Here is a 23,714-nt window from a genome sequence, read left to right as displayed (position 1 = left end):
GCTTCAAAAATTATGCATCAAGACTAGAATCTTTAATGTGACAGTTTCGAGCCTCGACTTGGCCGCCTCGATTTGGCCGAAACGGTTCTTATAACATCGCGGACGAGTCCAACAGGAGTTAATGAATGTTCCGATCGTCACTTGCCGCTCTTGTCCTCGCAAGCGTCTCCGCCAGTGCTTCGGCGGCTGCGCCGGCGGCGAGCGCTGCGATCGCAACCGGGCTCGTCGCACACCGCGCCGTTTACGATCTGGAACTGAAGGACGCTTCCGAACGCTCCGGCATCTCCTCCATGTATGGCCGCATGGTCTATGAATTCGACGGCAATTACTGCGAGGGATTCACCACGAATTTCCGCTTCGTCACCCAGATCGATACCGGCGACAACGTGCGCGTCAGCGACCAGCAGACGAAGACCTTCGAAAGCCTGAAGGACGGCAAGTTCACGTTCGACACCAAGTCCTTCACCGACGACCAACTCGACAAGGAAGTCAACGGTGCAGCTGAGGACAAGCCAGAAGGTGTAAAAGTCGACCTCACGCAGCCGGCAAGCCGCGAACTGCAGCTCGCCGAAAGCCGATTCCCGACCGAGCATATGCTCGACGTCATCCAAAATGCGAAGAACGGCAAGCGCTTCTTCGAGGCCCGCGTTTTTGACGGCTCCGACGATGGCGACAAATCCCTGGTCACCACGACCATTGTCGGCAAGCAGGAAACCCCGGTTACGGATGAGGCCGATGCCGGCAATGCTGGCCAGTTCTCCAGGACGGCATTCTGGCCGGTGACGATCTCCTATTTCAACGAGAATGCCAAATCGGATACGCTGCCCGTCTACCGCATGTCGTTCAAGCTCTATGAGAATGGCATTACGCGGGATCTGACGATGGACTACGGCGATTTTGTCCTGACCGGCAAGCTCTCGAAACTTGAGCTCCTCGACAAAAAGCCCGCGCCGACCTGCCAGTAAGGCGGCTTCTGCGACAAGCTTAAGCACCTGTCATAAAACAGTATTTCTAGTTCAGCTAAACTGTCGTCCCGCAGATGAGTCTTCGCGGGCCGGTCTTTGTGGAAATCTGCCTTTTCCGGTCCTGCTTAGTGGAAGGCCCATTTGCCCGGATAATGGCACCACAAGCCGAGAAAGACGACCCAAATGGCCGATACCGATCTCGCGACTGTCCAGAATGCTTCCCTGCCGGCAATTGCTGCCGATCCCTCGGAAGTCGCCCGTATCACCGACACCATCAATCTCACGGACCGCGCCGGGATATCCGTTTACGGTGACCGTGCACAACAGGCCGTCAGCGACTATGCCGACAAGATCCTGCGCGAGGTCCGCAACAAGGATCTCGGTGAGGTCGGCAAGCTCCTGACCGACATCATCCTGAAATCGAAGAGCCTCGATCCCGCCTCTCTGAAGGAGAAGGGTTTCCTTAGCCGCATGTTCCTCTCTGCCAAGGCGCGACTGGAGCGTTTCAAGGAGGAGTTCGAGGATGTCGCCGGCCAGATCGATCGGATCGGCCTGGAGCTCGACCGCCACAAGGATATGCTGCGCCGCGACATCGCCCTCCTCGACGACCTGCATGAGGAGACGAAACAGTCGATCATGCGGCTCGATGCCTACGTGCAGGCCGGCAAGAATTTTGTCGAACATTTCCGCTCGGTCGAATTGCCGAGGCTGAAGAGCGCCGCTGACGCCGCAACGTCAGGCCCTGGCGGTGGCATGCTCGAAGCGCAGACCTATCAGGATAGCCTCCAGGCGCTCGACCGGCTGGAGAAGCGCATCTTCTATCTGCAGCAGGCCCGCCAGCTCGGCATCCAGCAGCTTCCGCAGATTCGCATCGTCCAGTCCGGCGATGAGACGCTGATCGAGAACCTGCAGGCGACCTCGGCACTGACGGTTCCAGCCTGGAAGCAGAAGATGGTCATCCTTCTGGGGCTCACGCAGCAGAAATCGGCCCTCGACCTGCAGAAGACCGTGACGGACGCCACCAATGACATGATCCGCCAGGCTTCTGAAATGATGAAGGATCAGGCAATCGCCATCGAGCAACAGTCGCAGCGCGGTATCGTCGATATGGAGACGCTTGCCAAGGCCAATCAGGATTTGATCGACACCGTCACCGGCGTGCTGCGCGTGCAGGAGGAGGGCCGCAAAAAACGTGCCCAGGCCGAGCAACAGATGGAGCAGCTGACGATCGACCTCAAGAAGGCGATGACGCAGGCGTGACCGGCAGAACCATGATCCGCTCGTTCTTCGGCGCACTGGCGCTATCTGGTCTCGCGACGTTGGCAGGCTGCGACGCTTTCAGCAGCGGCCCGAATTTCTCGATCGTTTCCGGCTCGGAAAATACCATCCTGCAGCCGATTGTCGAGGAATTCTGCAAGGAGAAGCACGCGACCTGCTCTTTCAAATATGAAGGGACGCTCGACATCGGGCTTGCACTGCAAAGCGATCAGGGCGTGGAACAGGACGCCGTCTGGCCTGCTTCCAGCGTCTGGGTCGACATGTTCGATACCAAACGCAGGGTCAAGGACCTCACCTCGGTGGCGCAGACGCCCGTCATCCTCGGGGTGCGCAAGTCGAAGGTCGAACAGCTCGGCTGGATCGGCAAGGATGTCTTCATGAAGGATATCCTGGTAGCGGTGAACAGCGGTTCGCTGAAGTTCCTGATGACATCGGCCACCCAATCGAACTCCGGCGCCAGCGCCTATCTCGCCATGCTCTCCAGTGCGCTCGGAAACAAGCCGGTGATCGAGCCCGGCGATCTCGACAACAAGGCGGTTCAGGACACCGTTCGAAGCCTGCTTGCCGGTGTTGCGCGCTCCTCCGGCTCTTCGGGCTGGCTCGCCGATCTCTATACGGATTCCGCTGACAAAGGCACGATCTACGATGCCATGTGGAATTATGAGGCGGTGATCAAGGAAACCAACGACAAGCTCGCCGGCATGGGCAAGGAGCTGCTCTACGCCATCTATCCAGCCGATGGCGTGGCGATGGCGGATTCGCCAATCGGCTTTGTCGATCATGGCCGCGGTCCCGAGGTCCAGGCCTTCTTTAAGGACCTGCTCGCCTACCTGCGCTCGCCCGATGTTCAGAAGAAGATCGCCGAAACCGGTCGCCGCCTGCCGCTCGGCAGTGTTTCCGCTGAGCCGGAGCCGAGCTGGAATTTCGACCCGGCCAAACTGGTGACCGCGATCCGCATGCCGGAACCGACGGTGATACGCCAGGCACTCACGCTTTATCAGGCGGCACTGCGCAAACCGTCACTGACGGCACTCTGCCTCGATTTCTCGGGCTCCATGCAGGGGGATGGCGAGAACAGTCTGCAGCAGGCGATGCGCTTCCTCTTCACGTCCGAGGAGGCAAGCAAGGTGCTGGTGCAATGGTCGCCGGCCGACCGCATCTTCGTCATTCCCTTCGATGCCAATGTCCGCGATATCTTTTCGGCCTCGGGCGACACGATGGAACAGCAGGGGCTTCTCAACGCAGTTGCCGGCCAGCATGCCGGCGGCGGCACCAATATGTATGCCTGCGCCGAAAGGGCGCTCCAGCAGATGGCGAAAACGGCTGATCTGTCCAATTATCTGCCGGCGATCATCATCATGACCGACGGCAGATCCGATGACCAAAGTGCGGCCTTCATGAGCGATTGGAACGCTATGGAACCACGCGTGCCGATCTTCGGAATTACCTTCGGCGATGCCGACAAGACCCAGCTGGACAGTCTGGCCGCGGCGACGGCGGCACGCGTCTTCGACGGTCGCTCGGACCTTGCGGCAGCGTTCCGCACCGCCCGCGGTTATAACTAGGACTGGCATGGGTAACTGGCTCGGCAATGACGGCAACTGGATCGTGGCGGGAGTGGTGACAGCCGTTCTCGTCCCCGTCCTGACCTTTGCTGCCGGGATGCCGTTCTGGATTGCCGCCGTCATCGGCCTCGTGGTTTTTGCGGGCCTGGTTTTCTTGCTGGCGCCACGCAGGTTTTTCGAAGGTCTTGATATCAAGGTAATCGGCCGCGGTCGCGTTGCCTTTGCGAGAGAATTGCTGGAAGGGGCTGTGCCCGCCGCACAAAGGCTGGAGACGACCGCGGACGATATCGCTGACAAACAGATGGCAGCCCGCGTGCGCCACCTGGCGGAAATCGCCGCCGATGTCTTCCGCAAGGTGGAGGCGAGGCCGGAAAGTGCCAACTCCGTACGCCGCTTTCTCAGTTATTATCTGCCGCGTGCGGCCGAAGTCGCCGAGGGCTTTGCGGTAATCGAGGCGAAACGCGCGCCTGACGTCAAGCAGTTGGAGGATGTCCGCGCCGTGCTGGTGAAGCTCGAGGATGCCTTCGTTCACTATGCCGACAGCCTTGTCGATGCTGAACTCGGCACGCTCGATACCGACCTGCGCCTCATCCAGGCATCTCTCAAAGAGGATCTCGGACGCTGATGGCCCTTTCCCGCCGCGCCTTTGGAGTTGGACTGCTCGCCACCGGCATTGCCGGCACCGGCGGCTATTTCGCCGTCCGCGACCGGCCGAAACTGCGGGGCTTGCTGGGTACGCGCACAAAGCTGTTCGGCTTCATCGGCGGAGAGAAGGAGGCTTTCCTTGCAGATCCTGATGTCGTCGACGCCATCAAGCGCTATGGTCTCTCGATCGACAGTCGCGTCGCCGGCTCGGTTGAGATGGTGCGCGAGCAGGCCCTGCTCTCGCAGAACCCGCAATTCCTCTGGCCGTCCTCCTCCATTATGGTGGATATCGCCCGTCAAAGCGGCGTGAAGATCCGCGATGACAGGGTCATGCTCAACACGCCTGTTGTCGTCTACACTTGGCAGCCGGTTGCGGACGGGCTGTTCAAATCGGGCCTCGTGACAGTGATAGACGGCCATCACCACCTCGACCTGAAGGCCTTGCTCGACGCCATCCTTGCTGGGACGGACTGGTCGAAGCTCGGCGTCAATGCGCTCTACGGCCGGGCGCGCATCGTCTCGACCGATCCGAACCGCTCGAATTCGGGCTTCATGTTCTCGGGCCTGGCGCTCAGCCTCTTCAGCGGCAATGTCGCGACATCAGATGATCTCGCCCAATATGGCGGCAAGGTGCAATCGATCTTCCGCAATATGGGTTTCAAGTCGCCATCGTCAGGCAAGTTGTTCGACCAGTATCTGGCAGGTGGTCTCGGCGGCGAACCGATGATTGTGGGTTACGAGAATCAACTCGTCGAATGGGCGCTTGCCGATGCCGAACGATGGAGCCGCATCAAATCGGGGCAGGGCGCCAAGCCCGTCGTCCTCTATCCCCGCCCGACCGTCTATTCGGCCCATCCGTTGATTGTGGTGGATGAAACGGCCGAACGTCTGATCGAGGTGCTGACGAGCGCAAAGTTGCAGGAGCTGGCCTGGGCCAAACACGGTTTTCGCGGGCCGCTCGGCACCGCAACCGGCGATACCAAAAGTCCGATCGTCGGTCTGCTGCCGGCGGAGATCGATGCCGTGTTGCCGATCCCGGATGCTGGCGTCATGCTCTCGCTGCTGAACATGCTGGCAAGCTGAGCCGGCGATGCGTATGTATCGGCGGCGCGCTCATTCGTCCGTTCTCGGCAGTTTTTTTGGCACGAGCCTTGCTTTTGCGGCAAATCGAATGTAAGGCCACGCCCATTCCACACGTAAGGCATGGGATCGTCGGGGAGAAATCCGGCTTTTCCGCCCGGTGGCATCTTCGAAGAGGATGCTGTTCGCCTTGCGGAGGTTCAACCGGAAAAGGAGTAACAAGGCATGGCATTGCCTGATTTTTCTATGCGCCAGCTGCTCGAAGCAGGCGTCCACTTCGGTCACCAGACGCACCGCTGGAACCCGAAGATGAAGCCCTACATTTTCGGCGATCGTAACAACATCCATATCATCGACCTGGCTCAGACCGTTCCGATGCTGTCGCGCGCCCTGCAGGTCGTGTCCGACACCGTTGCTCGTGGCGGCCGCGTTCTCTTCGTCGGCACGAAGCGTCAGGCTTCCGAGCTGATCGCTGACTCGGCCAAGCGTTCTGCCCAGTACTACGTCAACTCGCGTTGGCTCGGCGGCATGATGACGAACTGGAAGACGATCTCCAACTCGATCCAGCGCCTGCGCAAGCTCGACGAAATTCTGTCTTCCGAGCAGTCCGGCTACTCTAAGAAGGAGCGCCTGAACCTCGAGCGCGAGCGCGAAAAGCTCGATAAGGCCCTCGGCGGTATCAAGGACATGGGCGGCACGCCGGACCTGATGTTCATCATCGACACCAACAAGGAAAAGATCGCGATCGACGAAGCCAAGCGCCTCGGCATCCCGGTCGTCGCCATCATCGACTCGAACTGCGATCCGGACCTGATCGACTATCCGATCCCGGGCAACGACGACGCCTCGCGCGCCATCGCTCTCTACTGCGATCTGATCGCCCGCGCTGCGATCGATGGTATCGCCCGTCAGCAGAGCGGATCTGGCCGCGACCTCGGCGCATCGACGGAAGTTCCGTTCGAGCCGGCGCTCGATGAGGCAGCCGAAGCCTGATAAAGCAGGCGGAATACGACTCCGCCGAAGCTTGCAAAGATTGGGAAAGGCCGCTCGCGACTCTCAGAAGTTCGGCGGCCTTGCCTGTTTCAGGCGGAAGCTGTCACAGCTTGTGCCTCCATGAATTCTGTTATGACGCGTCTTCATAACGCTGTCATACATACAGGTACATTTCGTGCCTCAATCCGGTGCCGCGCCGCGTTCCGCGGGCCACCGTATAAACCGACAAGAGGAAGCTTATGACCGAGATTACGGCTGCACTGGTGAAGGAACTGCGCGAAAAGTCCGGCGCAGGGATGATGGACTGCAAGAAGGCGCTGACCGAGACCAACGGCGATATCGAAGCCGCGATCGACTGGCTGCGCGCCAAGGGCATCTCCAAGGCCGACAAGAAGTCCGGCCGCGCCGCTGCTGAAGGCCTGGTCGCTATCGCCGGCGCCGGTCACAAGGCTGTCGTCATCGAGCTCAATTCCGAAACCGACTTCGTTGCACGTAACGATGCCTTCCAGGATCTCGCACGCGGCATCGCCGAAGTTGCGCTCTCCACCGACGGCACCGTCGAAGCCATTTCGGCTGCGACCTATCCGGCATCCGGCAAGCCGGTTGCCGACACCGTCAAGGAAGCGATCGCGACCATCGGCGAAAACATGACGCTTCGTCGTGCAGCCAAGCTGGAAGTCGAGCACGGCGTCGTCGCGACCTACATCCACAACGCTGCCGGCGACGGCATCGGCAAGCTCGGCGTTCTCGTCGCGCTGAAGTCGGTCGGCGACAAGGCCGTTCTGTCTTCGATTGGCCGCCAGGTTGCCATGCACATTGCTGCGACCAATCCGCTGGCGATCCGTGCCGAAGAAGTCGATGCCGCAGTCGCCGAACGCGAACGCAACGTCTTCATCGAGCAGTCCCGCGAATCCGGCAAGCCGGAAGCCATCATCGAAAAGATGGTCGAAGGCCGCATGCGCAAATTCTTCGAAGAAGTCGCCCTTCTCTCGCAGTCTTTCGTCATCAATCCGGACCTGACGGTCGGTGCTGCGGTCAAGGCAGCCGAAAAGGAAGCCGGCGCTGCGATCGAAGTCGTGGGCATGGCCCGTCTGCTCCTCGGCGAAGGCGTCGAGAAGGAAGAGACCGACTTCGCAGCCGAAGTTGCTGCTGTCGCCAAGGGCTGATCTTTCAGCCATATTTGGGAAAACCGAAGGGCATCGCGTGACAACGCGGTGCCCTTCGTGTATCGGGCAATTGCGGCAATTTACGAGGAGCCAACATGACGTCGGAACCAATCTATAAACGTGTTCTACTCAAGGCTTCCGGGGAAGCCATGATGGGTGCCCAGGGCTTCGGTATCGACGTTGCGGTGGCAGACCGCATCGCCTCGGACATTGCCGATGCACGGCAGATGGGTGTCGAAGTCGGCGTCGTCATCGGCGGCGGTAACATCTTCCGCGGCGTGGCGGTTGCGTCCAAGGGCGGCGACCGCGTTACCGGCGACCACATGGGCATGCTGGGCACGGTCATCAACGCGCTCGCGCTCGCAACCTCGCTGCGCAAGTTGAACATCGACACTGTGGTTTTGTCGGCAATCTCCATGCCGGAAATCTGCGAAAGCTTCTCGCAGCGCGCCACGTTGTATCACCTGTCGCTCGGCAGGGTGGTGATCTTCGCCGGCGGCACGGGCAATCCTTTCTTCACCACTGATTCTGCTGCAGCACTGCGCGCCGCCGAAATGGGCGCCGAGGCAATCTTCAAGGGCACCCAGGTCGACGGTATCTATACTGCCGATCCGAAGAAGGATCCGGAAGCGACGCGTTTCGACCATCTGACGCACAAGGAGGTTCTCGACCGGGGCCTTGCGGTCATGGATGTGGCCGCTGTTGCACTCGCGCGCGAGAATTCCATTCCGATCGTCGTTTTCTCGATTCACGAGAAGGGACGTTTCGCTGAAATCTTGACGGGTGGTGGTCTCAAGACCATCGTATCCGACAACTGATAGGGAGCTGCGCCGTTGCCGGCGCAAATCTTCTGAGACGGGAGCATAGACATGAGTGAAGGTATCGACATCAAGGAATTGAAGCGCCGCATGGATGGTGCCATTTCCGCGTTCAAGAGCGACATTGCATCGCTGCGTACGGGCCGCGCTTCGGCCAACATTCTCGATCCGGTGACGGTAGAAGCCTATGGTTCGCGCATGCCGCTGAACCAGGTTGCCAACATCACCGTGCCGGAGCCGCGCATGCTGACGGTATCCGTCTGGGACAAGAGCATGGTCGGTGCCGTAGATCGTTCCATTCGCGAATCGAATCTCGGCCTCAATCCGATCGTCGACGGCCAGAACCTCCGCATCCCGTTGCCGGAACTCAACGAAGAGCGCCGCAAATCTCTCGTCAAGGTCGCCCACGACTATGCCGAAAAGAGCAAGGTTGCGATTCGCCATGTTCGCCGCGACGGCATGGACGGCCTTAAGAAAGCCGAAAAGGATGGCGTAATCGGCCAGGACGAAAGCCGGGCACAGTCGGAGCGCGTTCAGAAAATGACGGATGAGACGATTTTGGAAATCGACCGCTTGCTTGGCGAGAAAGAAAAGGAAATCATGCAAGTCTAGTATACTTGCGTCCTCGCCAAGAAAGACCGGACGGAAAATGTTGGAAACCTCATTTTTGACTGCGCCAGAACATGTTGCGATCATTATGGATGGCAACGGCCGTTGGGCAAAGCAGCGCGGCCTGCCGCGGACGATGGGACACCGCAGGGCGGTCGAGACCGTTCGCCAGACCGTGCGTACTGCCGGCGATCTTGGCATCAAATACCTGACGCTCTTCGCCTTTTCCTCGGAGAACTGGCGTCGTCCGGAGGCCGAGGTCAGTGATCTCCTTGGCCTGCTGAAGGCTTTCATTCGCAGCGATCTGGCCGAGCTTCACCGGCAGAATGTGCGCATCAGGGTGATCGGCGACCGCGTCAACCTGCGCAGCGATATCCTCAAACTTCTGCTGGAAGCCGAGGAGACGACGAGAGGCAATACGGCACTGACACTCGTCATTGCCTTCAACTACGGCTCTCGCGATGAGATTGCACGCGCCATGATGAGTCTTGCCAAGGACGTGGAGGAGGGGCGCCTCAGAGCGAAGGATATCACGCCCGCGTTGATAGACGCCCGGCTCGATACCGCCGGCATCCCCGATCCTGATCTCATCATCCGTACCAGCGGCGAAGAGCGGCTGTCCAACTTCCTGCTATGGCAGGCTGCCTATTCGGAATTCGTCTTCCTGCCTGAATACTGGCCGGATTTCAGCCGTGAGCTTTTCCTTTCGGCACTTGAAAAATTTGCCTCGCGCGATCGCCGCTTCGGCGGTCTTTCCGCGCAGGCCGCAGCAGTGAACACCTGATGAAGCAGGAACTGAAGCTCCGCATCGTTTCAGGCCTGATTCTCGCGATCATCGTTCTTGCCGCCACCTGGTATGGCGGCTTTATCTTCCGCATTTTGGCGGCAGCTATCGCGCTTCTCATCTATTACGAATGGTCGACGATCACGGGTATCGCACGCGACCCGGTCACCAATGTGCTCGGCTGGATGGGGGAGGTTCTGGTTGCCCTGCTCGTGTTGGCAGGCGCGTTCGACTACGCGCTCGGAATGCTGATCGTCTTGACCGCTCTCGGCATCGCCATGATCTTTCTGCACCGGGCCAGCCGCTGGTTTGCGCCAGGGCTTTTATATGCCGGCGGTACTGGATTGGCGCTTGCTGCAATCCGCGGCGATGAAACATTCGGCCTCTATGCGATGCTCTTCATCTTCGCCGTGGTCTGGGCCACCGATATTCTCGCCTATTTCGTGGGGCGTGCGATTGGTGGTCCAAAGCTTGCTCCGCGCATATCGCCCGGCAAAACCTGGTCGGGAGCTGTCGGCGGCGCCATTTCGGCCGTGATTGCCGGAGCCGTCATTGTCCACTTTCTTATTCCGGAAGCCCAGGACCGCGCTGCGGTGATCGCGCTCGTCCTGTCCGTTTTCAGCCAGTCGGGCGATCTTTTCGAAAGCTTCATCAAGCGAAAATTCGGCGTGAAGGACTCCAGCCGTCTCATTCCGGGACATGGTGGGGTCATGGACCGAGTCGACGGACTGATTTTCGCCTGTTTTTCAGCGTTCTTGCTTGCTGGCCTTTTTTCGCTGATAAAGGGCGGCGGGACGACGTCGCTCGGTGCGGCATTGCTCGGCCTTTGATCGTTGCGGCCAGATAGAAGAAGGAACTCATGGAAGCGGTGACCGGCATATTCGGTTTTTTGACGGGCTATATCGTCCCCTTCGTCATCGTGCTGTCGCTGCTCGTCTTCGTGCATGAGATGGGCCATTATCTGGTCGGGCGCTGGAGCGGAATCCGCATCCTTGCCTTTTCCGTCGGCTTCGGCCCGGAGATTGCTGGCTTTACCGATCGCCACGGAACGCGCTGGAAGATATCGGCGATCCCGCTCGGCGGCTATGTGCGATTTTTCGGCGATGAGGATGCGTCCAGCAAGCCGGATGCTGACCGGCTCGCCGCGATGACGGACGAAGAGCGCGAACGTTCCTTCGCTGGCGCAAAGCTGTGGAAGCGTGCCGCAACCGTCGCAGCCGGCCCGATCGCCAATTTCATCCTGGCCATTGCCATCTTCACGGTTCTTTTCGCGATCTATGGCCGCACGGTGTCCGATCCCGTCGTTGCGGAGGTGAAACCGGACAGTGCCGCCGCAGCAGCCGGTGTACTGCCGGGCGATCTGCTCTTCTCTATCGACGGCACCAAGGTCCAGACCTTCGACGACGTGCGCCGCTATGTCAGCATCCGTCCAAACCAGAACATCGTCGTGACCGTCGAGCGTAACGGCGAAAAGATGGACCTGCCGATGGTGCCTCAGCGCACCGACATCACGGACCAGTTCGGCAACAAGATCGAGGTCGGGCTGATCGGGATCGTCACGAATGAAGAGGTCGGCCACTTCCGTCTTCAGACTTTCACGCCGCTGGAAGCGCTGCGTGAAGGTGTGATCCAGACCTGGCATATCGTCACCGGCACCTTCAAATATATCGGCAACCTGCTCGATGGATCGATGAAACCCGACCAATTGGGCGGTCCGATCCGCGTGGCGCAAGCTTCGGGCCAGATGGCTACGCTTGGAATGGGTGCGTTGCTGCAGCTCGCTGCGGTTTTGTCAGTTTCGATTGGATTGCTGAATTTGATGCCGGTTCCGGTACTTGATGGCGGCCACCTGATGTTCTATGCGGTGGAAGCGGTTAGGGGAAGGCCGCTGGGTTCTTCGGCTCAGGAAATTGCGTTTCGCATTGGTCTGGCCATGGTGCTTACATTAATGGTTTTTGCTACCTGGAATGACATTAGTGCGCTCATCGGCTAGCGCGTATGAATGAGGGAAAATTACTGTTTATTTACGATGTTTCAAAGCTGTAGTGGCGAATGGGTCACGCTTCGAAATGAAGTAAACAGAAATTAACGAGCTCCCTTGCTTGTATGTCAAAAGCGGGTAAAACGACACACGTGGCCGGAATCGGGGCTTTCCCGAGGCCGGAGACGAGGGAAAAAAGGTAATGGGTGAAATGAAGGCTGGTTCAAGATTTTTGAACGCAGTATCGGCGATTGCGCTGTCTGCTGGTGTTGTTGCTTCTGGCGCAGGTGCTTTGACTTTCGTTTCGGCTACGGCTGCGGAAGCTGCCGTCATTCAGCGGATCGACGTGCGCGGTGCAAGCCGCGTCGGTGCTGAGGCCGTCCGGTCGAACCTCACCATTGCCCCCGGCAAGAGCTTCTCCAACACCGACATCGATGACTCCGTAAAGCAGCTTTACGGCACCGGTTACTTCTCCGATGTCAAGATTTCGGTTTCCGGCAGTACCCTCGTCGTCAACGTTCAGGAAGCGCAGCTCGTCAACCAGGTGGTCTTCAACGGCAACCGCAAAGTCAAGGATGACAAGCTGGCAGCCGTCGTCAAGACGCATGCCGCAGGTCCCTATAGCGATGCGCAGATCCAGGCCGACATTGCGGCGATCAAGGAAGCCTATGCCGCGACCGGCCGCAGCGAAGTCGAGGTGACGACGCAGGTCGTGCCGCTCGGTGAGGGCCGCGTCAATCTCGCTTTCGTCATCAATGAAGGCGACCGCACCAAGATCGCCGCTATCAATTTCGTCGGCAATCAAGCCTACAGCGCCGGCCGTCTCGCCGCGGTCATTCAGACAAAGCGTTCGAACTTTCTTTCGTTCCTGACCCGCAAGGACGTCTACAACGAAGATAAGCTGCACGCTGATGAAGACGCATTGCGCCAGTTCTATTACAACCGCGGTTACGCCGACATGCGCATCGTTTCTTCCGATGCCGCTTTCGACGAGGCGACGAACAAGTACACGCTGACATTCAACATCGAAGAAGGTCCGCGTTACGACTTCGGCCCGGTCAGCGTCCAGTCGACCGTTGAGGGCGTCGACGCGCAACAACTCCAGTCTCTCGTCAGGACCCACGAAGGCCAGGTCTACAGCGCCAAGGAAGTCCAGAAGTCCATCGAGGCGATTTCTGATCAGGTTGCTTCGGCTGGTTATCCTTTCGCGCGGGTTACGCCGCGCGGCAACCGCGACCTGAACAACAATACAATCGGCGTCGAATACCTCGTCGACCAGGGCGAGCGTGCCTATGTCGAGCGTATCGAAATCCGCGGCAACAGCCGCACGCGCGATTACGTTATCCGCCGCGAGTTCGATCTCAGCGAAGGCGATGCCTTCAATCAGCAGATGATCACTCGCGCAAAGCGTCGTCTTGAAGCGCTCGGCTATTTCTCCGCGGTCAACATTTCGACCCAGCCGGGCAGTTCGCCCGATCGCGTGGTCATCGTTGTTGACGTGCAAGATCAGTCGACCGGTTCGTTCGGTATCGGCGCCGGTTATGCGGCTGGCGGCGACGGCCTGTTGCTTGAGGCTTCGATCGAAGAAAAGAACTTCCTCGGCCGCGGCCAGTATATCCGCATTTCGGCCGGTGGCGGCCAGGAAGGCTCGCGCGCTTACGGTCTTAACTTCACCGAACCCTACTTCCTCGGCTATCGTCTTGCCGCCGGTTTCGACGTCAATCACAGCGAGACATCGAGCAACGACAACTACGACTACGAAGAAACCAGCGTGGTCCTGCGCGTAACGGCGCCGATCACGGAAGATCTGGCGACGACGTTCCGCTACAACTACAAGCAGATGAAGTACGACGGCAATACGGCCGATCTGTCTGCGACCTATGCGAACCTGGTTGATGAAAGCCCGTGGACGCGCTCTTCCGTCTCCCAGACGCTGACCTACAATACGCTGGATGACACTGTCCTGCCGCGTGAAGGTATCTACGCCACTGCGACGCAGGAAATTGCTGGCCTCGGCGGCGATTCTCAGTACTACAAGATCTATGGTAAGGCCCGTTACTACCATCTGCTCGCTGACGACGCCGACATCATCGGCTCGCTCTCGGCATCGGCAGGTTATGTTGTCGGCTTCGGCGATCACCTGAACGTCTTCGATCAGTTCACGCTGACCAATTCCGATATTCGCGGCTTCGAGAACAAGGGTATCGGCCCGCGCATTACCAACCCGGACGATCCGCTTGGTGGTACGACTTACTTCACCGCTTCCGCCGAAGCGACGTTCCCGATGCCGGGCTTCCCGCGTGACTTCAACCTGCGCGGCGCAGTCTTTGCGGATGCCGGCACGCTGTTCGGCAACGATGTCGAGCTTCTTGGGGCAGACACCGAAGAAGGTGACGGTTCCTCCCTGCGTGCTTCGGTTGGTCTCGGTCTGATCTGGCAGTCGCCCTTCGGCGCGCTTCGCGTCGATTATGCGATCCCGGTCCTGAAGGAAGACTTCGACAAGACCCAGCGCTTCAAGTTTGGCATTAACAACCAATTCTGATATCGGCAGTCCGGAACTGTAAATTTCAATTCCGTTCTGGAGTTTTGCCGATGGAGCAAAATAGTTTTTTTCTGCCCCATGAAGGCGTGAAGCTTGTAGAGCTGGCGCAATTTCTTGGGGCAGAGCTTGGCAATTCCGCACATGCCGATGTCATCATCCGCTCGGTCTCTCCGATAGCCAGGGCGCGGGAAGGGGATATCTGTTATATCCTCTCTCGCCGCAATCGCGATGAACTGCTGAGCTGCGAGGCTTCGGCCGTGATCTGCGACAAGGCGCTTGCCGAGCTGGTGCCGCCGCATATTCCCGTGGTGATCTCTTCCAATCCGCATGCCGCCTTTGCGATGGCGGGTGGGTATCTCTATCCCGCTGCTCTGAAGCCGGTGACGTTTTCGTCCGGCGAGACCGAGATCGCGCCGAGCGCTATCGTCGATCCGACCGCGCGCCTGGAGAAGGGCGTGATCGTCGAGCCGATGGCGATCATCGGTCCCGGCGCAGAGATCGGCGAAGGCACACGCATCGGCGCCCAGTCGATCATCGGTCCCAACGTCAAGATCGGCCGCAACGGTTCGATCGCAACGGGGGTGAGCATTCTTTGCGCGCTGATCGGCAATGGCGTCATCATCCACAACGGCGTCCGTATCGGTCAGGATGGATTCGGTTATGCACCAGGCCCACGTGGCATGATCAAGATCGTGCAGATCGGCCGGGTAATTATCCAGGACAATGTCGAGATCGGCGCCAATACGACGATCGATCGCGGCGCCATGGACGATACGGTCATCGGCGAGGGAACCAAGATCGACAACCAGGTTCAAGTCGGCCACAACGTCCGCATCGGGCGCCATTGTGCCATCGTTTCACAGGTCGGTCTTGCCGGCAGCACAATCGTCGGCGATGGCGTGCAGATAGGTGGACAGGTCGGTCTCAAGGGACATATCACCATAGGTGATGGCGTACAGATCGCCGCAAAAAGCGGGGTTATGACCGATCTTGCTGCGGGCGGTCGCTATGGCGGAATACCTGCACGTCCTCTAAATGAATATCTGAAAGATGTAGCCCAGCTCATGGCAAAATCCGGAGCGCGCGGAAAAAAGGGAGACAAGAATGATTGAGGAAGCAGCCAGCACGCTTTCTTCGGCTGATATCCTGGAGATCATGAAGCTCCTGCCGCATCGTTATCCCTTTCTGATGGTCGACAAGATCGTCGATATCGATGGTGATAACGCCGCTGTCGGCATCAAGAACGTAACCGTCAATGAACCGCATTTTACCGGCCATTTCCCTGAAGCGCCGATCATGCCGGGTGTGCTGCTTGTCGAAGGCATGGCTCAGACTGCAGGCGCTATCTGCGCCAAGAAGGAAGGCCAGACCGGCAACCTCGTTTACTTCATGACGATCGACAATGCCCGCTTCCGCAAGCCCGTCGTCCCAGGCGACCGCATTGAATATCACGTGCAGAAAATCAAGCAGCGCGGCAATATCTGGAAATTCCATTGCGACGCAAAGGTCGATGGCGCGCTCGTCGCCGAGGCCGATATCGGCGCGATGATCGTACGCAAGGACAACGCATGAGCATGATCGCCGCAAGCGCCAGAATCCACCCTATGGCCGTGGTCGAGGACGGTGCCGTGGTTGGTGAAGGCGTGGTGGTCGGCCCGTTCTGTCACGTCGGCTCCAATGTAACGCTCCACGATAATGTCGAACTGATCAGCCACGTCGTTGTGCTAGGTCGCACGACTGTTGGCGCCGGTACGCGCATATTTCCTTCTGCCGTCATTGGCGGCGATTCTCAGAGCGCTCGCCACAGTGCTGTGGACACGACGCTGATCATCGGGCGCAATTGCACGATTAGAGAAGGCGTCACGATGAACACCGGAACCGTCGAACATGGCGGTTCGACGGTTATCGGTGACAACAGCCTTTTCCTCGCCTATTCGCATGTCGCCCATGATTGCCGCGTGGGCAACAATGTCATTATGTCAAATAACGTCATGCTGGCTGGCCATGTATCCATAGGCGATCACGCGATCATCAGCGGCGGCGCAGCCGTGCACCAGTTCACCCGCGTTGGCAAATACGCCTTCGTCGGCGGTCTTTCCGCCGTCAGCTACGATGTCATCCCCTACGGCATGCTGAACGGCAATCCGGGCGTCCTGAGCGGTCTCAACGTCGTCGGCATGACTCGCGCCGGCGTTGATCGCGCGGTCATCCATACGGTTCGCCGCGCTTATAAGGCGATCTTCGAGGGCGCCGGTTCGATTCGCGAGAATGCTGCCAAGATTCGCGACGTATATAGCGATTGCGAACAAGTAATCGAGATCCTCGATTTCATCGCAGCTGAAAGTGACCGCGCATTGTCTTCGCCAAGCCGGGGGCAGAAGGGCTGATCTGTGGCTTCCGCTGCCGAAACCGCTGAAGGCCGGCTGGCGATTATAGCCGGCGGCGGCCTTCTGCCGTCCTATGTTGCTGAGGCTGCGCGTTTGGCCGGCGAAGACCCTGTCATCGTTATCCTGAAGGATGAAAGCGACCGTCGCTGGGATGGCTTCGATCATGCAATGATCGGCATTGGCGATTTCGCTTCGCTCGATCGGCTTTTCAAGAGATACGGCATCGGCCGCGTTGTCATGTCGGGCAGTGTCCGTCGACGGCCGGACTGGCGCGAAGTTCGGCCAACGCTGCGTATCCTGACCAAGGTTCCCGCCGCCATCCGTACTCTTCTGTCCGGCGGTGACGATACCGTGCTGCAGATGGTCATCAAGCTGATAGAGGGTAGGGGGCTACGCGTCGTCGGCGCCCATGAGATTGCGCCCGATCTGCTGACGACCGCGGGTCCCCTCGGCGCTGTTTCGCCCAACAAAGAGGACCACCGTGATATTGAGCGCGCAGCCGAGGCGGCCGGGGTGCTGGGTGGCCTGGATATCGGCCAGGGCGCCGTCTCGATCGGTGGACGTGTCGTCGCCGTGGAAGGCGTGGAAGGCACGGATGGTATGCTCGAACGTGTCACGGTTCTGAGAGCCGCGGGCCGTATTTCGCAGCGCCGCCGCGGCGTGCTGGTCAAGCTTTGCAAGCCGCAGCAGGATATCCGCGCCGACTTGCCGGCGATCGGCGTCTCCACGATTCTCAACGCTAAGGCCGCTGGTCTTGCCGGCGTCGCCATCGAAGCCGGCCGGTCGCTTGTGCTTGATCGCGACACGCTGATCAAGGCCGCGGATGAGAGTGGTCTTTTTGTCTGTGGTATTGACAAGGGCTTGCCGGGATGGGGGCTTCAATGAGTGAAGGTCCGCTGAAGATTGCCGTCATAGCCGGCGAAGTCTCCGGCGATCTTTTGGGCGCTGATCTCATTGCCGAGCTTAGGAAAATCCATTCCGGACCGATCGAACTTGTTGGCGTCGGCGGTGAGGGGTTGCAGGCTGAGGGGCTAAAATCGCTCTTCGATTTTTCCGAGCTTTCCATCATGGGCATCACGCAGGTGCTGGGGAAACTGCCGAAGCTCTGGTTCCTTATTCGACAGGCGACGGCGGCGATCATCGCGGCAAAGCCCGATATCCTGCTCATCATCGACAGCCCGGATTTCACCCATCGTGTCGCCAAGCGCGTGCGCACGGCCTTGCCTGACCTGCCTGTGGTCGACTATGTCTGTCCGAGCGTCTGGGCGTGGAAGGAGTATCGCGCTCAGCGCATGCTCGCCTATGTCGATCATGTGCTGGCTGTGCTCCCGTTCGAACCGGAGGCGATGCAGCGCCTCAACGGGCCGCAGACAACCTATGTCGGTCATCGGCTGGTCGCAGATCCTGCGCTGCTCGAAACGCGGCGCCTTCGCGCCGGCAGACAGCCGGGCAACGGCCCCATTCTGCTTCTTCCCGGTTCCCGCTCGTCCGAAATCAAAAAACTCCTGCCCTATTTCGGGGTCGCAACGAGTGAACTCCTCGCGCGCAACAGCGCAAAGCGCTTCATCCTGCCGACCGTGTCGCATAAGGAAGCGCTCGTGCGCGAAATAACGGCCGAATGGACGGTCAAACCGGAGATAGTCGTCGGCGCTGAGGCGAAGTGGAGAGCTTTCGCCGAAGCCGATGCCGCAATGGCGGCGTCAGGAACCGTGATCCTGGAACTGGCGCTTGCCAATGTTCCCGTCGTCTCTGCCTACAAAGTCGACTGGATCATGCGCATGTTGACCTCGGGCATCAAGACCTGGACTGGCGCGTTGCCCAACCTGATTGCCGACTACGCGGTCGTACCGGAATATTTGAATGACATCGTTCGCGGCGCGAGCCTCGCGCGCTGGATGGAAAGGCTCTCTGCCGAGACCTACCAGCTCAAGGCGATGAAGGAAGGCTATGATCTCATCTGGCAGCGTATGCAGACCGAGAAGCCGCCCGGCGAGTACGCGGCGCAGATCCTGCTCGATGTTCTCGCCAACAAAAAACCCGGCCGTTTCTGACCGGGTTTTCTTTTGTCTTAAAGTCAGCGCTTAGCGCTTGGAGACCGGTACGTAATCGCGCTTTGGCTCGCCGATATAGAGCTGGCGCGGACGGCCGATCCGCTGTTCAGGATCTTCGATCATTTCGTTCCACTGCGCGATCCAGCCAACGGTACGGGCCAGAGCGAAGAGCACGGTGAACATGGTCGTGGGGAAGCCCAGGGCCTTCAGCGTGATGCCGGAGTAGAAGTCGATGTTCGGGTAGAGCTTCTTCTCGATGAAGTAGGAATCAGTCAGTGCGATGCGCTCCAGCTCCATGGCGACTTCGAGAAGCGGATCGTCCTTGATGCCGAGTTCGCCCAGAACTTCATGCGTGGTCTTCTGCATGATCTTGGCACGCGGATCGTAGTTCTTGTAGACGCGATGACCGAAGCCCATCAGGCGGAACGGGTCATTCTTGTCCTTGGCGCGAGCGATATATTCCGGAATGCGATCGACAGTGCCGATTTCCGTCAGCATGTTGAGGGCTGCTTCATTGGCGCCGCCATGAGCGGGACCCCAGAGGCAGGCGATGCCGGCGGCAATGCAGGCGAACGGATTTGCACCCGAAGAGCCGGCGAGACGGACCGTTGAAGTCGAAGCGTTCTGCTCGTGATCGGCATGCAGGATGAAAATGCGATCCATTGCGCGTGCGAGCACCGGATTGACGACATATTCCTCGCAGGGAACGGCAAAGCACATGCGCAGGAAGTTGGATGCGTAATCCAGGTCGTTCTTCGGATAAACGAAGGGCTGGCCGATATGGTATTTATAGGCCATGGCGGCAAGCGTCGGCATCTTGGCGATCATGCGCAGGCTGGCAACCATGCGCTGATGCGGATCAGTGATGTCGGTGGAGTCGTGATAGAAGGCCGAAAGCGCGCCGACGCAGCCGCACATGACGGCCATCGGATGGGCATCGCGACGGAAGCCGGTGAAGAAGCGGCTCATCTGCTCATGCACCATGGTGTGGTGCGTGACGCGGTAGTCGAAATCCTTCTTCTGGGCGGCGGTCGGCAGTTCGCCGTAAAGCAGCAGGTAGCAGGCTTCCAGGAAGTCGCCATGCTCGGCAAGCTGCTCGATCGGGTAGCCGCGATGCAGCAGAACGCCCTCGTCGCCGTCGATATAGGTGATCTTCGATTCACAGGATGCAGTCGACGTAAACCCGGGATCGTAGGTGAAGGAAGCCGTGTTCTTGTAGAGGGCACCGATGTCGATGACGTCGGGTCCAACCGTGCCTTTTCGCACGGCGAGATCGACTGATTTGTCACCGATTTTGATTGTAGCGCTTTGATCCGTCATGCTGATCCTCCGGGGTGGCGGTGGCGCCGCAAAAGCGCCATAAGGGTTAAGCGTCCTAAGCGATAGCTATATGATCGCGAAGCTAATGCCAAGTTACCGTGATGCCATTTTGTGCATCGCGGCATTATCTTTTAGGCACTGCAGCGACGAGCTAAATGCATATCAGAACACCATGATTTGACTGGATTTTCGCCCCTGTGAATTTTCCTCTTATTTCAATCGATTATTGTTTGCTCGTTTTGATCTCAGGTTGCATTCTTCTGGGATCAAGGGCAGCTCCAGGCGAATATGACGAGGTTAGAGACAAGAGAACGACAGACGCAATCCATTGGTGAGAAAATGGATTTTGCAGGCATTGCTCCGCGCGCCATTGTGACGCAATCGGCTCGGACGCAGGTTGCGATCCCATTTCGATCGAGATTGGCGACTGTTGCGAAACGATACGTCGGGTCGTCCATGCGGATGGCCGCCGAAGAGACCGATCACGGTCGCCTCATCCTCATCTCGCCGGTCTTCCTTGGTGCGGGTGCCGCGACCTGGTTTCTGGCAGCTTCGGATTTTCCGGCCGTCTCCCTCGGTCTCTGCCTGCTTGCGCTTGTTCTCGCTGTTGCGCTTTGCGGCCATGCCCGCACCAAATTGCGGGCGACGCTCCTCGCACTGCTTCTCTTTGTCGGCGGAATGCTCTCGGCGCAGATCGAAACATGGCGGGCAAAGACCCTGATCCTCGATTCAGCCGTAACGACAACGGTAACCGGCCGGGTCGAACGCCGAGAAGGCGACGGCCAAGGGCGCTGGCGTTATATTCTCGACGTCACCGGTACGGATGCTCCCGAGCTCAAGCGTCCGCCCGAACGCATCTCCGTGCTGGTCCGCGGCGCCACCCAGCCGTTCGAACTCGGCGACGTTATCGAGGGCAGGGCGCGCATCACGCCTCCGGCCGGACCGGCGCTCCCACATCTCAATGATTTCGCTTTCAGCGCCTATTTCGATGGCGTTGGTGCGAACGGCTTCTTCTATGGCGCGCCGAAGAAGGTTGCGGAACAGCCGGAGCAAGCGGGTTCGGTCGCCGGGATCGTTCTGGAACGGCTCTACAGCCTGAGAACCGGCATCGGCGATCGGATCCGCTCTACGCTGCCTGGCGACACCGGGGCCTTTGCCGCTTCACTTGTCACCGACGAGAGACGGGCGATCTCGGATGAAACGACGGAAGCGCTGCGGCAATCCGGCCTTGCGCATATCATCGCGATCTCCGGTCTCAACATGGCGCTCTCCGCCGGCATCTTCTTTGTCGGCCTCCGCGTGATTCTCAGCCTGTTTCCCGGCATTGCGCAGGCATGGCCGACCAAGAAGATCGCGGCGGCCGGCGCGCTCGCGGCGGTGACGGCCTACTATCTGATCTCGGGTTTTGCCGTCTCCGCCGAACGCGCCTTCATCATGATGGCGATCATGCTGGTAGCCGTCTTCTTCGACCGTCCGTCGATCAGTCTCAGAAACGTGGCGCTTTCCGCTCTCGTGATTCTCGCCGTCTCGCCATCGGAAGTGCTCGGACCAAGCTTCCAGATGTCTTTCGCCGCGACGCTTGCCCTGGTTGCCGGCTACGATCTCTGGAAGGGGCGGCCGATGCGGGAGAATGCCTTTGCCAAGCTGCCGATCATGAAACCCTTCTTCGTCGTCGGCGGATTCTTCGGGGGCGTCTTCCTGACGTCGCTGATCGGTGGTTTCTCGACGGCACTGTTTTCGATCGAGCATTTCCACCGCCTGACTGCCTATGGCCTGCCGGCAAATCTCGCGGCCATGCCGGTTATTTCCTTCATCGTCATGCCGGCCGGGATGCTGGCGATGCTGCTGATGCCTTTTGGCCTTGATGGTCCGGTGTGGCAGGTTGCCGGCTTCGGGCTTGATCTGGTGATAAAAATCGCAACGACGGTGTCGGGCTGGGGTGGCAATATTGATGTGGGCCGCTTGCCCGGTTGGTACTTCCCGGCGGCCGTCTTCGGCTTTCTGCTGCTGACCCTGCTCAGAACCCGGCTGCGGCACATGGGAACCGCAATTGTGGCGGTCTCAACGCTTGCTGTAGTGCTGCTTCCGTCACAAGCGATGCCCGACATCGCCATTTCCGAAGATGGCGGCTTAGTCGCTATAATCGACGGACAGGCGATGGCTTCGAACCGTGAAAAGCCGCCCGCCTTCATCTTCGAACAATGGCAGAGGGCACTTGCGATCGAAGAGCATCAGAAGCCGGTTATGCTCCAAGTTGCCAAGGCGCCACCCACTGCGCCAGACGGCAAAAGGCTGCAGCTCTCGCCAGAACAACAGGATGAAGCGAGAGAGGCGATGAAACAGTCAGTTGCCACCGGTCGCCCTTCACGCTTCTCCTGCCTGAAGAGCGCCTGGTGCACCGCCTTGCTCGGCAATGGAAAGAAACTGACCGTCATCGACAATGCTGCCTATCTCGGGCCCGCCTGTGATACGGCTGATATTGTCGTGACCGCTGTTCGATTGCGCTTCGACCGTTGCCGTTCCGGCGCGCTGCTCTTTACCGGCGAAACGCTGCGCAAGACGGGTTCTGTTGAACTTCGATTCACCGATAAAGGAGCGGAGGTCGCAATCGCATTCGACACATTGCGGCGCCCTTGGATGCGCCACCGCGCCTATGACTGGCGCAGCAACACATTCGCAGACGCCAGCCTGTCGCCGGTCAGTGATAGCGGCGAATGAGGCCGACGAGCTTGCCCTGGACCTTGACACGGTCCGGTGGAAAAATGCGGGTCTCGTAAGCAGGGTTTGCTGCCTCGAGCGCAATCGATGCGCCCTTGCGGCGGAAGCGCTTGAGCGTGGCTTCCTCGTCATCGACCAGCGCGACGACGATATCGCCCGGATTGGCGGTGCTGCCATTGCGGATAATAACCGTGTCGCCATCGAAAATCCCGGCTTCGATCATCGAGTCGCCGCGAACTTCGAGGGCATAATGCTCGCCTGAACCCAGCATATCGGCGGGAACGGTGATGTCATGCGTATTGTTCTGGATTGCCGAGATCGGAACACCGGCAGCGATGCGGCCCATGACGGGAACGGAGACCGCATTGCTGTTATCGGCCGCGGGTGCGGGCTTTGCCGAGGCAGGAGGTGCCACCGGCTGGGGTTTGCCAAGACTGCCCTCGATGACGCTCGGCGAAAAGCCGCGCCGCTGCTGCAGGCTTGGGTTATAGGCTTCCGGCAATTTGATGACTTCGAGCGCACGAGCCCGGTTCGGAAGCCGGCGAATGAAACCGCGTTCCTCGAGCGCCGTGATCAGCCGATGGATACCGGATTTTGAGGCCAGATCCAGAGCGTCCTTCATTTCGTCGAAAGACGGCGGAACGCCTGACTCCTTCATCCTTTCGTGAATGAAAAGAAGGAGTTCCTGTTGTTTGCGCGTGAGCATGGCGTCTAACCCCATCTTGAAACAAATCCAGAACGGACACTATATGTTCCATATGTGTTCTGCAAGTAGCTAAATTTTCGTAAAACTTCCGTCCATTCTGTCGAGA

General features: G+C 59.1%; 21 protein-coding genes. 19 read left to right on the top strand and 2 right to left on the bottom strand.

The window, feature by feature from the left end; all coding sequences use genetic code 11:
- The first annotated feature begins 125 nt into the window (after window positions 1–125).
- From FHT78_RS19410 to lpxB, 18 genes are all read left to right on the top strand, one after another.
- Window positions 126–965, top strand: coding sequence for a cell envelope integrity EipB family protein (locus tag FHT78_RS19410; RefSeq protein ID WP_183747503.1), 840 nt, complete (start codon window positions 126–128; stop codon window positions 963–965).
- A 183-nt stretch (window positions 966–1,148) separates the two neighbouring features.
- Window positions 1,149–2,225 carry a toxic anion resistance protein gene (locus tag FHT78_RS19405; protein WP_183747500.1) on the top strand — a complete coding sequence of 359 codons (1,077 nt, stop codon included), beginning with the start codon at window positions 1,149–1,151 and terminating at the stop codon, window positions 2,223–2,225.
- An 11-nt stretch (window positions 2,226–2,236) separates the two neighbouring features.
- Window positions 2,237–3,808 (top strand): substrate-binding domain-containing protein, encoded by a 1,572-nt coding sequence (locus FHT78_RS19400; protein WP_183747617.1) that lies wholly within the window; start codon window positions 2,237–2,239, stop codon window positions 3,806–3,808.
- 7 nt (window positions 3,809–3,815) lie between these two features.
- Window positions 3,816–4,433 (top strand): 5-bromo-4-chloroindolyl phosphate hydrolysis family protein, encoded by a 618-nt coding sequence (locus FHT78_RS19395; protein WP_183747497.1) that lies wholly within the window; start codon window positions 3,816–3,818, stop codon window positions 4,431–4,433.
- Window positions 4,433–5,536 carry a substrate-binding domain-containing protein gene (locus FHT78_RS19390; RefSeq protein ID WP_183747494.1) on the top strand — a complete coding sequence of 368 codons (1,104 nt, stop codon included), beginning with the start codon at window positions 4,433–4,435 and terminating at the stop codon, window positions 5,534–5,536. Before FHT78_RS19395 ends, FHT78_RS19390 begins: the two co-directional genes overlap by 1 nt.
- Window positions 5,537–5,758: 222 nt before the next feature.
- Window positions 5,759–6,526: a 30S ribosomal protein S2 gene (gene rpsB, locus FHT78_RS19385; RefSeq protein WP_183747491.1), complete on the top strand. Its 768-nt coding sequence runs from the start codon at window positions 5,759–5,761 to the stop codon at window positions 6,524–6,526.
- Between the two features lie 239 nt (window positions 6,527–6,765).
- Window positions 6,766–7,692 (top strand): translation elongation factor Ts, encoded by a 927-nt coding sequence (gene tsf / locus FHT78_RS19380; RefSeq protein ID WP_183747487.1) that lies wholly within the window; start codon window positions 6,766–6,768, stop codon window positions 7,690–7,692.
- 95 nt (window positions 7,693–7,787) lie between these two features.
- Window positions 7,788–8,510, top strand: a complete 723-nt coding sequence (gene pyrH, locus FHT78_RS19375; RefSeq protein WP_183747484.1) for a UMP kinase — start codon at window positions 7,788–7,790, stop codon at window positions 8,508–8,510.
- Window positions 8,511–8,561: 51 nt separating this feature from the next.
- Entirely contained in the window at window positions 8,562–9,122 is a 561-nt protein-coding gene (gene frr, locus FHT78_RS19370; RefSeq protein ID WP_113322813.1) for a ribosome recycling factor, read from the top strand.
- A 37-nt stretch (window positions 9,123–9,159) separates the two neighbouring features.
- On the top strand, window positions 9,160–9,903 hold the full coding sequence (locus tag FHT78_RS19365; RefSeq protein ID WP_183747481.1) for an isoprenyl transferase: 744 nt from the start codon (window positions 9,160–9,162) through the stop codon (window positions 9,901–9,903).
- Window positions 9,903–10,733 carry a phosphatidate cytidylyltransferase gene (locus FHT78_RS19360; protein WP_183747478.1) on the top strand — a complete coding sequence of 277 codons (831 nt, stop codon included), beginning with the start codon at window positions 9,903–9,905 and terminating at the stop codon, window positions 10,731–10,733. The genes FHT78_RS19365 and FHT78_RS19360 overlap by 1 nt, the downstream gene beginning before the upstream one ends.
- A 29-nt stretch (window positions 10,734–10,762) precedes the next feature.
- Window positions 10,763–11,896 carry an RIP metalloprotease RseP gene (gene rseP, locus FHT78_RS19355; RefSeq protein ID WP_183747474.1) on the top strand — a complete coding sequence of 378 codons (1,134 nt, stop codon included), beginning with the start codon at window positions 10,763–10,765 and terminating at the stop codon, window positions 11,894–11,896.
- Window positions 11,897–12,095: 199 nt separating this feature from the next.
- Entirely contained in the window at window positions 12,096–14,426 is a 2,331-nt protein-coding gene (gene bamA / locus FHT78_RS19350) for an outer membrane protein assembly factor BamA (RefSeq protein ID WP_183747614.1), read from the top strand.
- Between the two features lie 50 nt (window positions 14,427–14,476).
- Window positions 14,477–15,538 (top strand): UDP-3-O-(3-hydroxymyristoyl)glucosamine N-acyltransferase, encoded by a 1,062-nt coding sequence (gene lpxD, locus FHT78_RS19345; RefSeq protein WP_183747471.1) that lies wholly within the window; start codon window positions 14,477–14,479, stop codon window positions 15,536–15,538.
- Window positions 15,531–15,998 carry a 3-hydroxyacyl-ACP dehydratase FabZ gene (fabZ, locus tag FHT78_RS19340; RefSeq protein ID WP_183747468.1) on the top strand — a complete coding sequence of 156 codons (468 nt, stop codon included), beginning with the start codon at window positions 15,531–15,533 and terminating at the stop codon, window positions 15,996–15,998. Before lpxD ends, fabZ begins: the two co-directional genes overlap by 8 nt.
- Window positions 15,995–16,813: an acyl-ACP--UDP-N-acetylglucosamine O-acyltransferase gene (gene lpxA, locus FHT78_RS19335; protein WP_183747465.1), complete on the top strand. Its 819-nt coding sequence runs from the start codon at window positions 15,995–15,997 to the stop codon at window positions 16,811–16,813. Before fabZ ends, lpxA begins: the two co-directional genes overlap by 4 nt.
- Before the next feature lie 3 nt (window positions 16,814–16,816).
- Window positions 16,817–17,698: an LpxI family protein gene (locus FHT78_RS19330; protein ID WP_183747462.1), complete on the top strand. Its 882-nt coding sequence runs from the start codon at window positions 16,817–16,819 to the stop codon at window positions 17,696–17,698.
- Window positions 17,695–18,864 carry a lipid-A-disaccharide synthase gene (gene lpxB, locus FHT78_RS19325; protein ID WP_183747460.1) on the top strand — a complete coding sequence of 390 codons (1,170 nt, stop codon included), beginning with the start codon at window positions 17,695–17,697 and terminating at the stop codon, window positions 18,862–18,864. Before FHT78_RS19330 ends, lpxB begins: the two co-directional genes overlap by 4 nt.
- A gap of 30 nt (window positions 18,865–18,894) precedes the next feature.
- Here the strand turns inward: lpxB and gltA are convergent, their stop codons facing one another.
- Window positions 18,895–20,184, bottom strand: a complete 1,290-nt coding sequence (gltA, locus tag FHT78_RS19320) for a citrate synthase (RefSeq protein ID WP_007822430.1) — start codon at window positions 20,182–20,184, stop codon at window positions 18,895–18,897.
- Between the two features lie 339 nt (window positions 20,185–20,523).
- Between gltA and FHT78_RS19315 the strand changes: the two genes are divergently transcribed.
- A complete protein-coding gene (locus tag FHT78_RS19315; RefSeq protein WP_246715357.1) occupies window positions 20,524–22,902 on the top strand; it encodes a ComEC/Rec2 family competence protein in 2,379 nt (792 codons plus the stop codon).
- Here FHT78_RS19315 and lexA read toward each other — a convergent pair.
- Window positions 22,883–23,608 (bottom strand): transcriptional repressor LexA, encoded by a 726-nt coding sequence (lexA, locus tag FHT78_RS19310; RefSeq protein ID WP_183747453.1) that lies wholly within the window; start codon window positions 23,606–23,608, stop codon window positions 22,883–22,885. The two genes, FHT78_RS19315 and lexA, sit on opposite strands and share 20 nt — an antisense overlap.
- Between the last annotated feature and the right edge of the window lie 106 nt (window positions 23,609–23,714).

The sequence above is a fragment of the Rhizobium sp. BK196 genome (genome assembly GCF_014193255.1).
Classification (GTDB): Bacteria; Pseudomonadota; Alphaproteobacteria; order Rhizobiales; family Rhizobiaceae; genus Rhizobium.
The sequence above is the reverse complement of the archived record's forward strand: the minus strand, read 5'-3'. Positions and strand labels throughout refer to the sequence as shown.

Bases quoted from the DNA above. Each gene is read 5' to 3' on its own strand.
- FHT78_RS19410 (WP_183747503.1), top strand. From the start codon at position 126: ATGTTCCGATCGTCACTTGCCGCTCTTGTCCTCGCAAGCGTCTCCGCC.
- FHT78_RS19405 (WP_183747500.1), top strand. From the start codon at position 1,149: ATGGCCGATACCGATCTCGCGACTGTCCAGAATGCTTCCCTGCCGGCA.
- FHT78_RS19400 (WP_183747617.1), top strand. From the start codon at position 2,237: ATGATCCGCTCGTTCTTCGGCGCACTGGCGCTATCTGGTCTCGCGACG.
- FHT78_RS19395 (WP_183747497.1), top strand. From the start codon at position 3,816: ATGGGTAACTGGCTCGGCAATGACGGCAACTGGATCGTGGCGGGAGTG.
- FHT78_RS19390 (WP_183747494.1), top strand. From the start codon at position 4,433: ATGGCCCTTTCCCGCCGCGCCTTTGGAGTTGGACTGCTCGCCACCGGC.
- rpsB (WP_183747491.1), top strand. From the start codon at position 5,759: ATGGCATTGCCTGATTTTTCTATGCGCCAGCTGCTCGAAGCAGGCGTC.
- tsf (WP_183747487.1), top strand. From the start codon at position 6,766: ATGACCGAGATTACGGCTGCACTGGTGAAGGAACTGCGCGAAAAGTCC.
- pyrH (WP_183747484.1), top strand. From the start codon at position 7,788: ATGACGTCGGAACCAATCTATAAACGTGTTCTACTCAAGGCTTCCGGG.
- frr (WP_113322813.1), top strand. From the start codon at position 8,562: ATGAGTGAAGGTATCGACATCAAGGAATTGAAGCGCCGCATGGATGGT.
- FHT78_RS19365 (WP_183747481.1), top strand. From the start codon at position 9,160: ATGTTGGAAACCTCATTTTTGACTGCGCCAGAACATGTTGCGATCATT.
- FHT78_RS19360 (WP_183747478.1), top strand. From the start codon at position 9,903: ATGAAGCAGGAACTGAAGCTCCGCATCGTTTCAGGCCTGATTCTCGCG.
- rseP (WP_183747474.1), top strand. From the start codon at position 10,763: ATGGAAGCGGTGACCGGCATATTCGGTTTTTTGACGGGCTATATCGTC.
- bamA (WP_183747614.1), top strand. From the start codon at position 12,096: ATGAAGGCTGGTTCAAGATTTTTGAACGCAGTATCGGCGATTGCGCTG.
- lpxD (WP_183747471.1), top strand. From the start codon at position 14,477: ATGGAGCAAAATAGTTTTTTTCTGCCCCATGAAGGCGTGAAGCTTGTA.
- fabZ (WP_183747468.1), top strand. From the start codon at position 15,531: ATGATTGAGGAAGCAGCCAGCACGCTTTCTTCGGCTGATATCCTGGAG.
- lpxA (WP_183747465.1), top strand. From the start codon at position 15,995: ATGAGCATGATCGCCGCAAGCGCCAGAATCCACCCTATGGCCGTGGTC.
- lpxB (WP_183747460.1), top strand. From the start codon at position 17,695: ATGAGTGAAGGTCCGCTGAAGATTGCCGTCATAGCCGGCGAAGTCTCC.
- gltA (WP_007822430.1), bottom strand. From the start codon at position 20,184: ATGACGGATCAAAGCGCTACAATCAAAATCGGTGACAAATCAGTCGAT.
- FHT78_RS19315 (WP_246715357.1), top strand. From the start codon at position 20,524: ATGGATTTTGCAGGCATTGCTCCGCGCGCCATTGTGACGCAATCGGCT.
- lexA (WP_183747453.1), bottom strand. From the start codon at position 23,608: ATGCTCACGCGCAAACAACAGGAACTCCTTCTTTTCATTCACGAAAGG.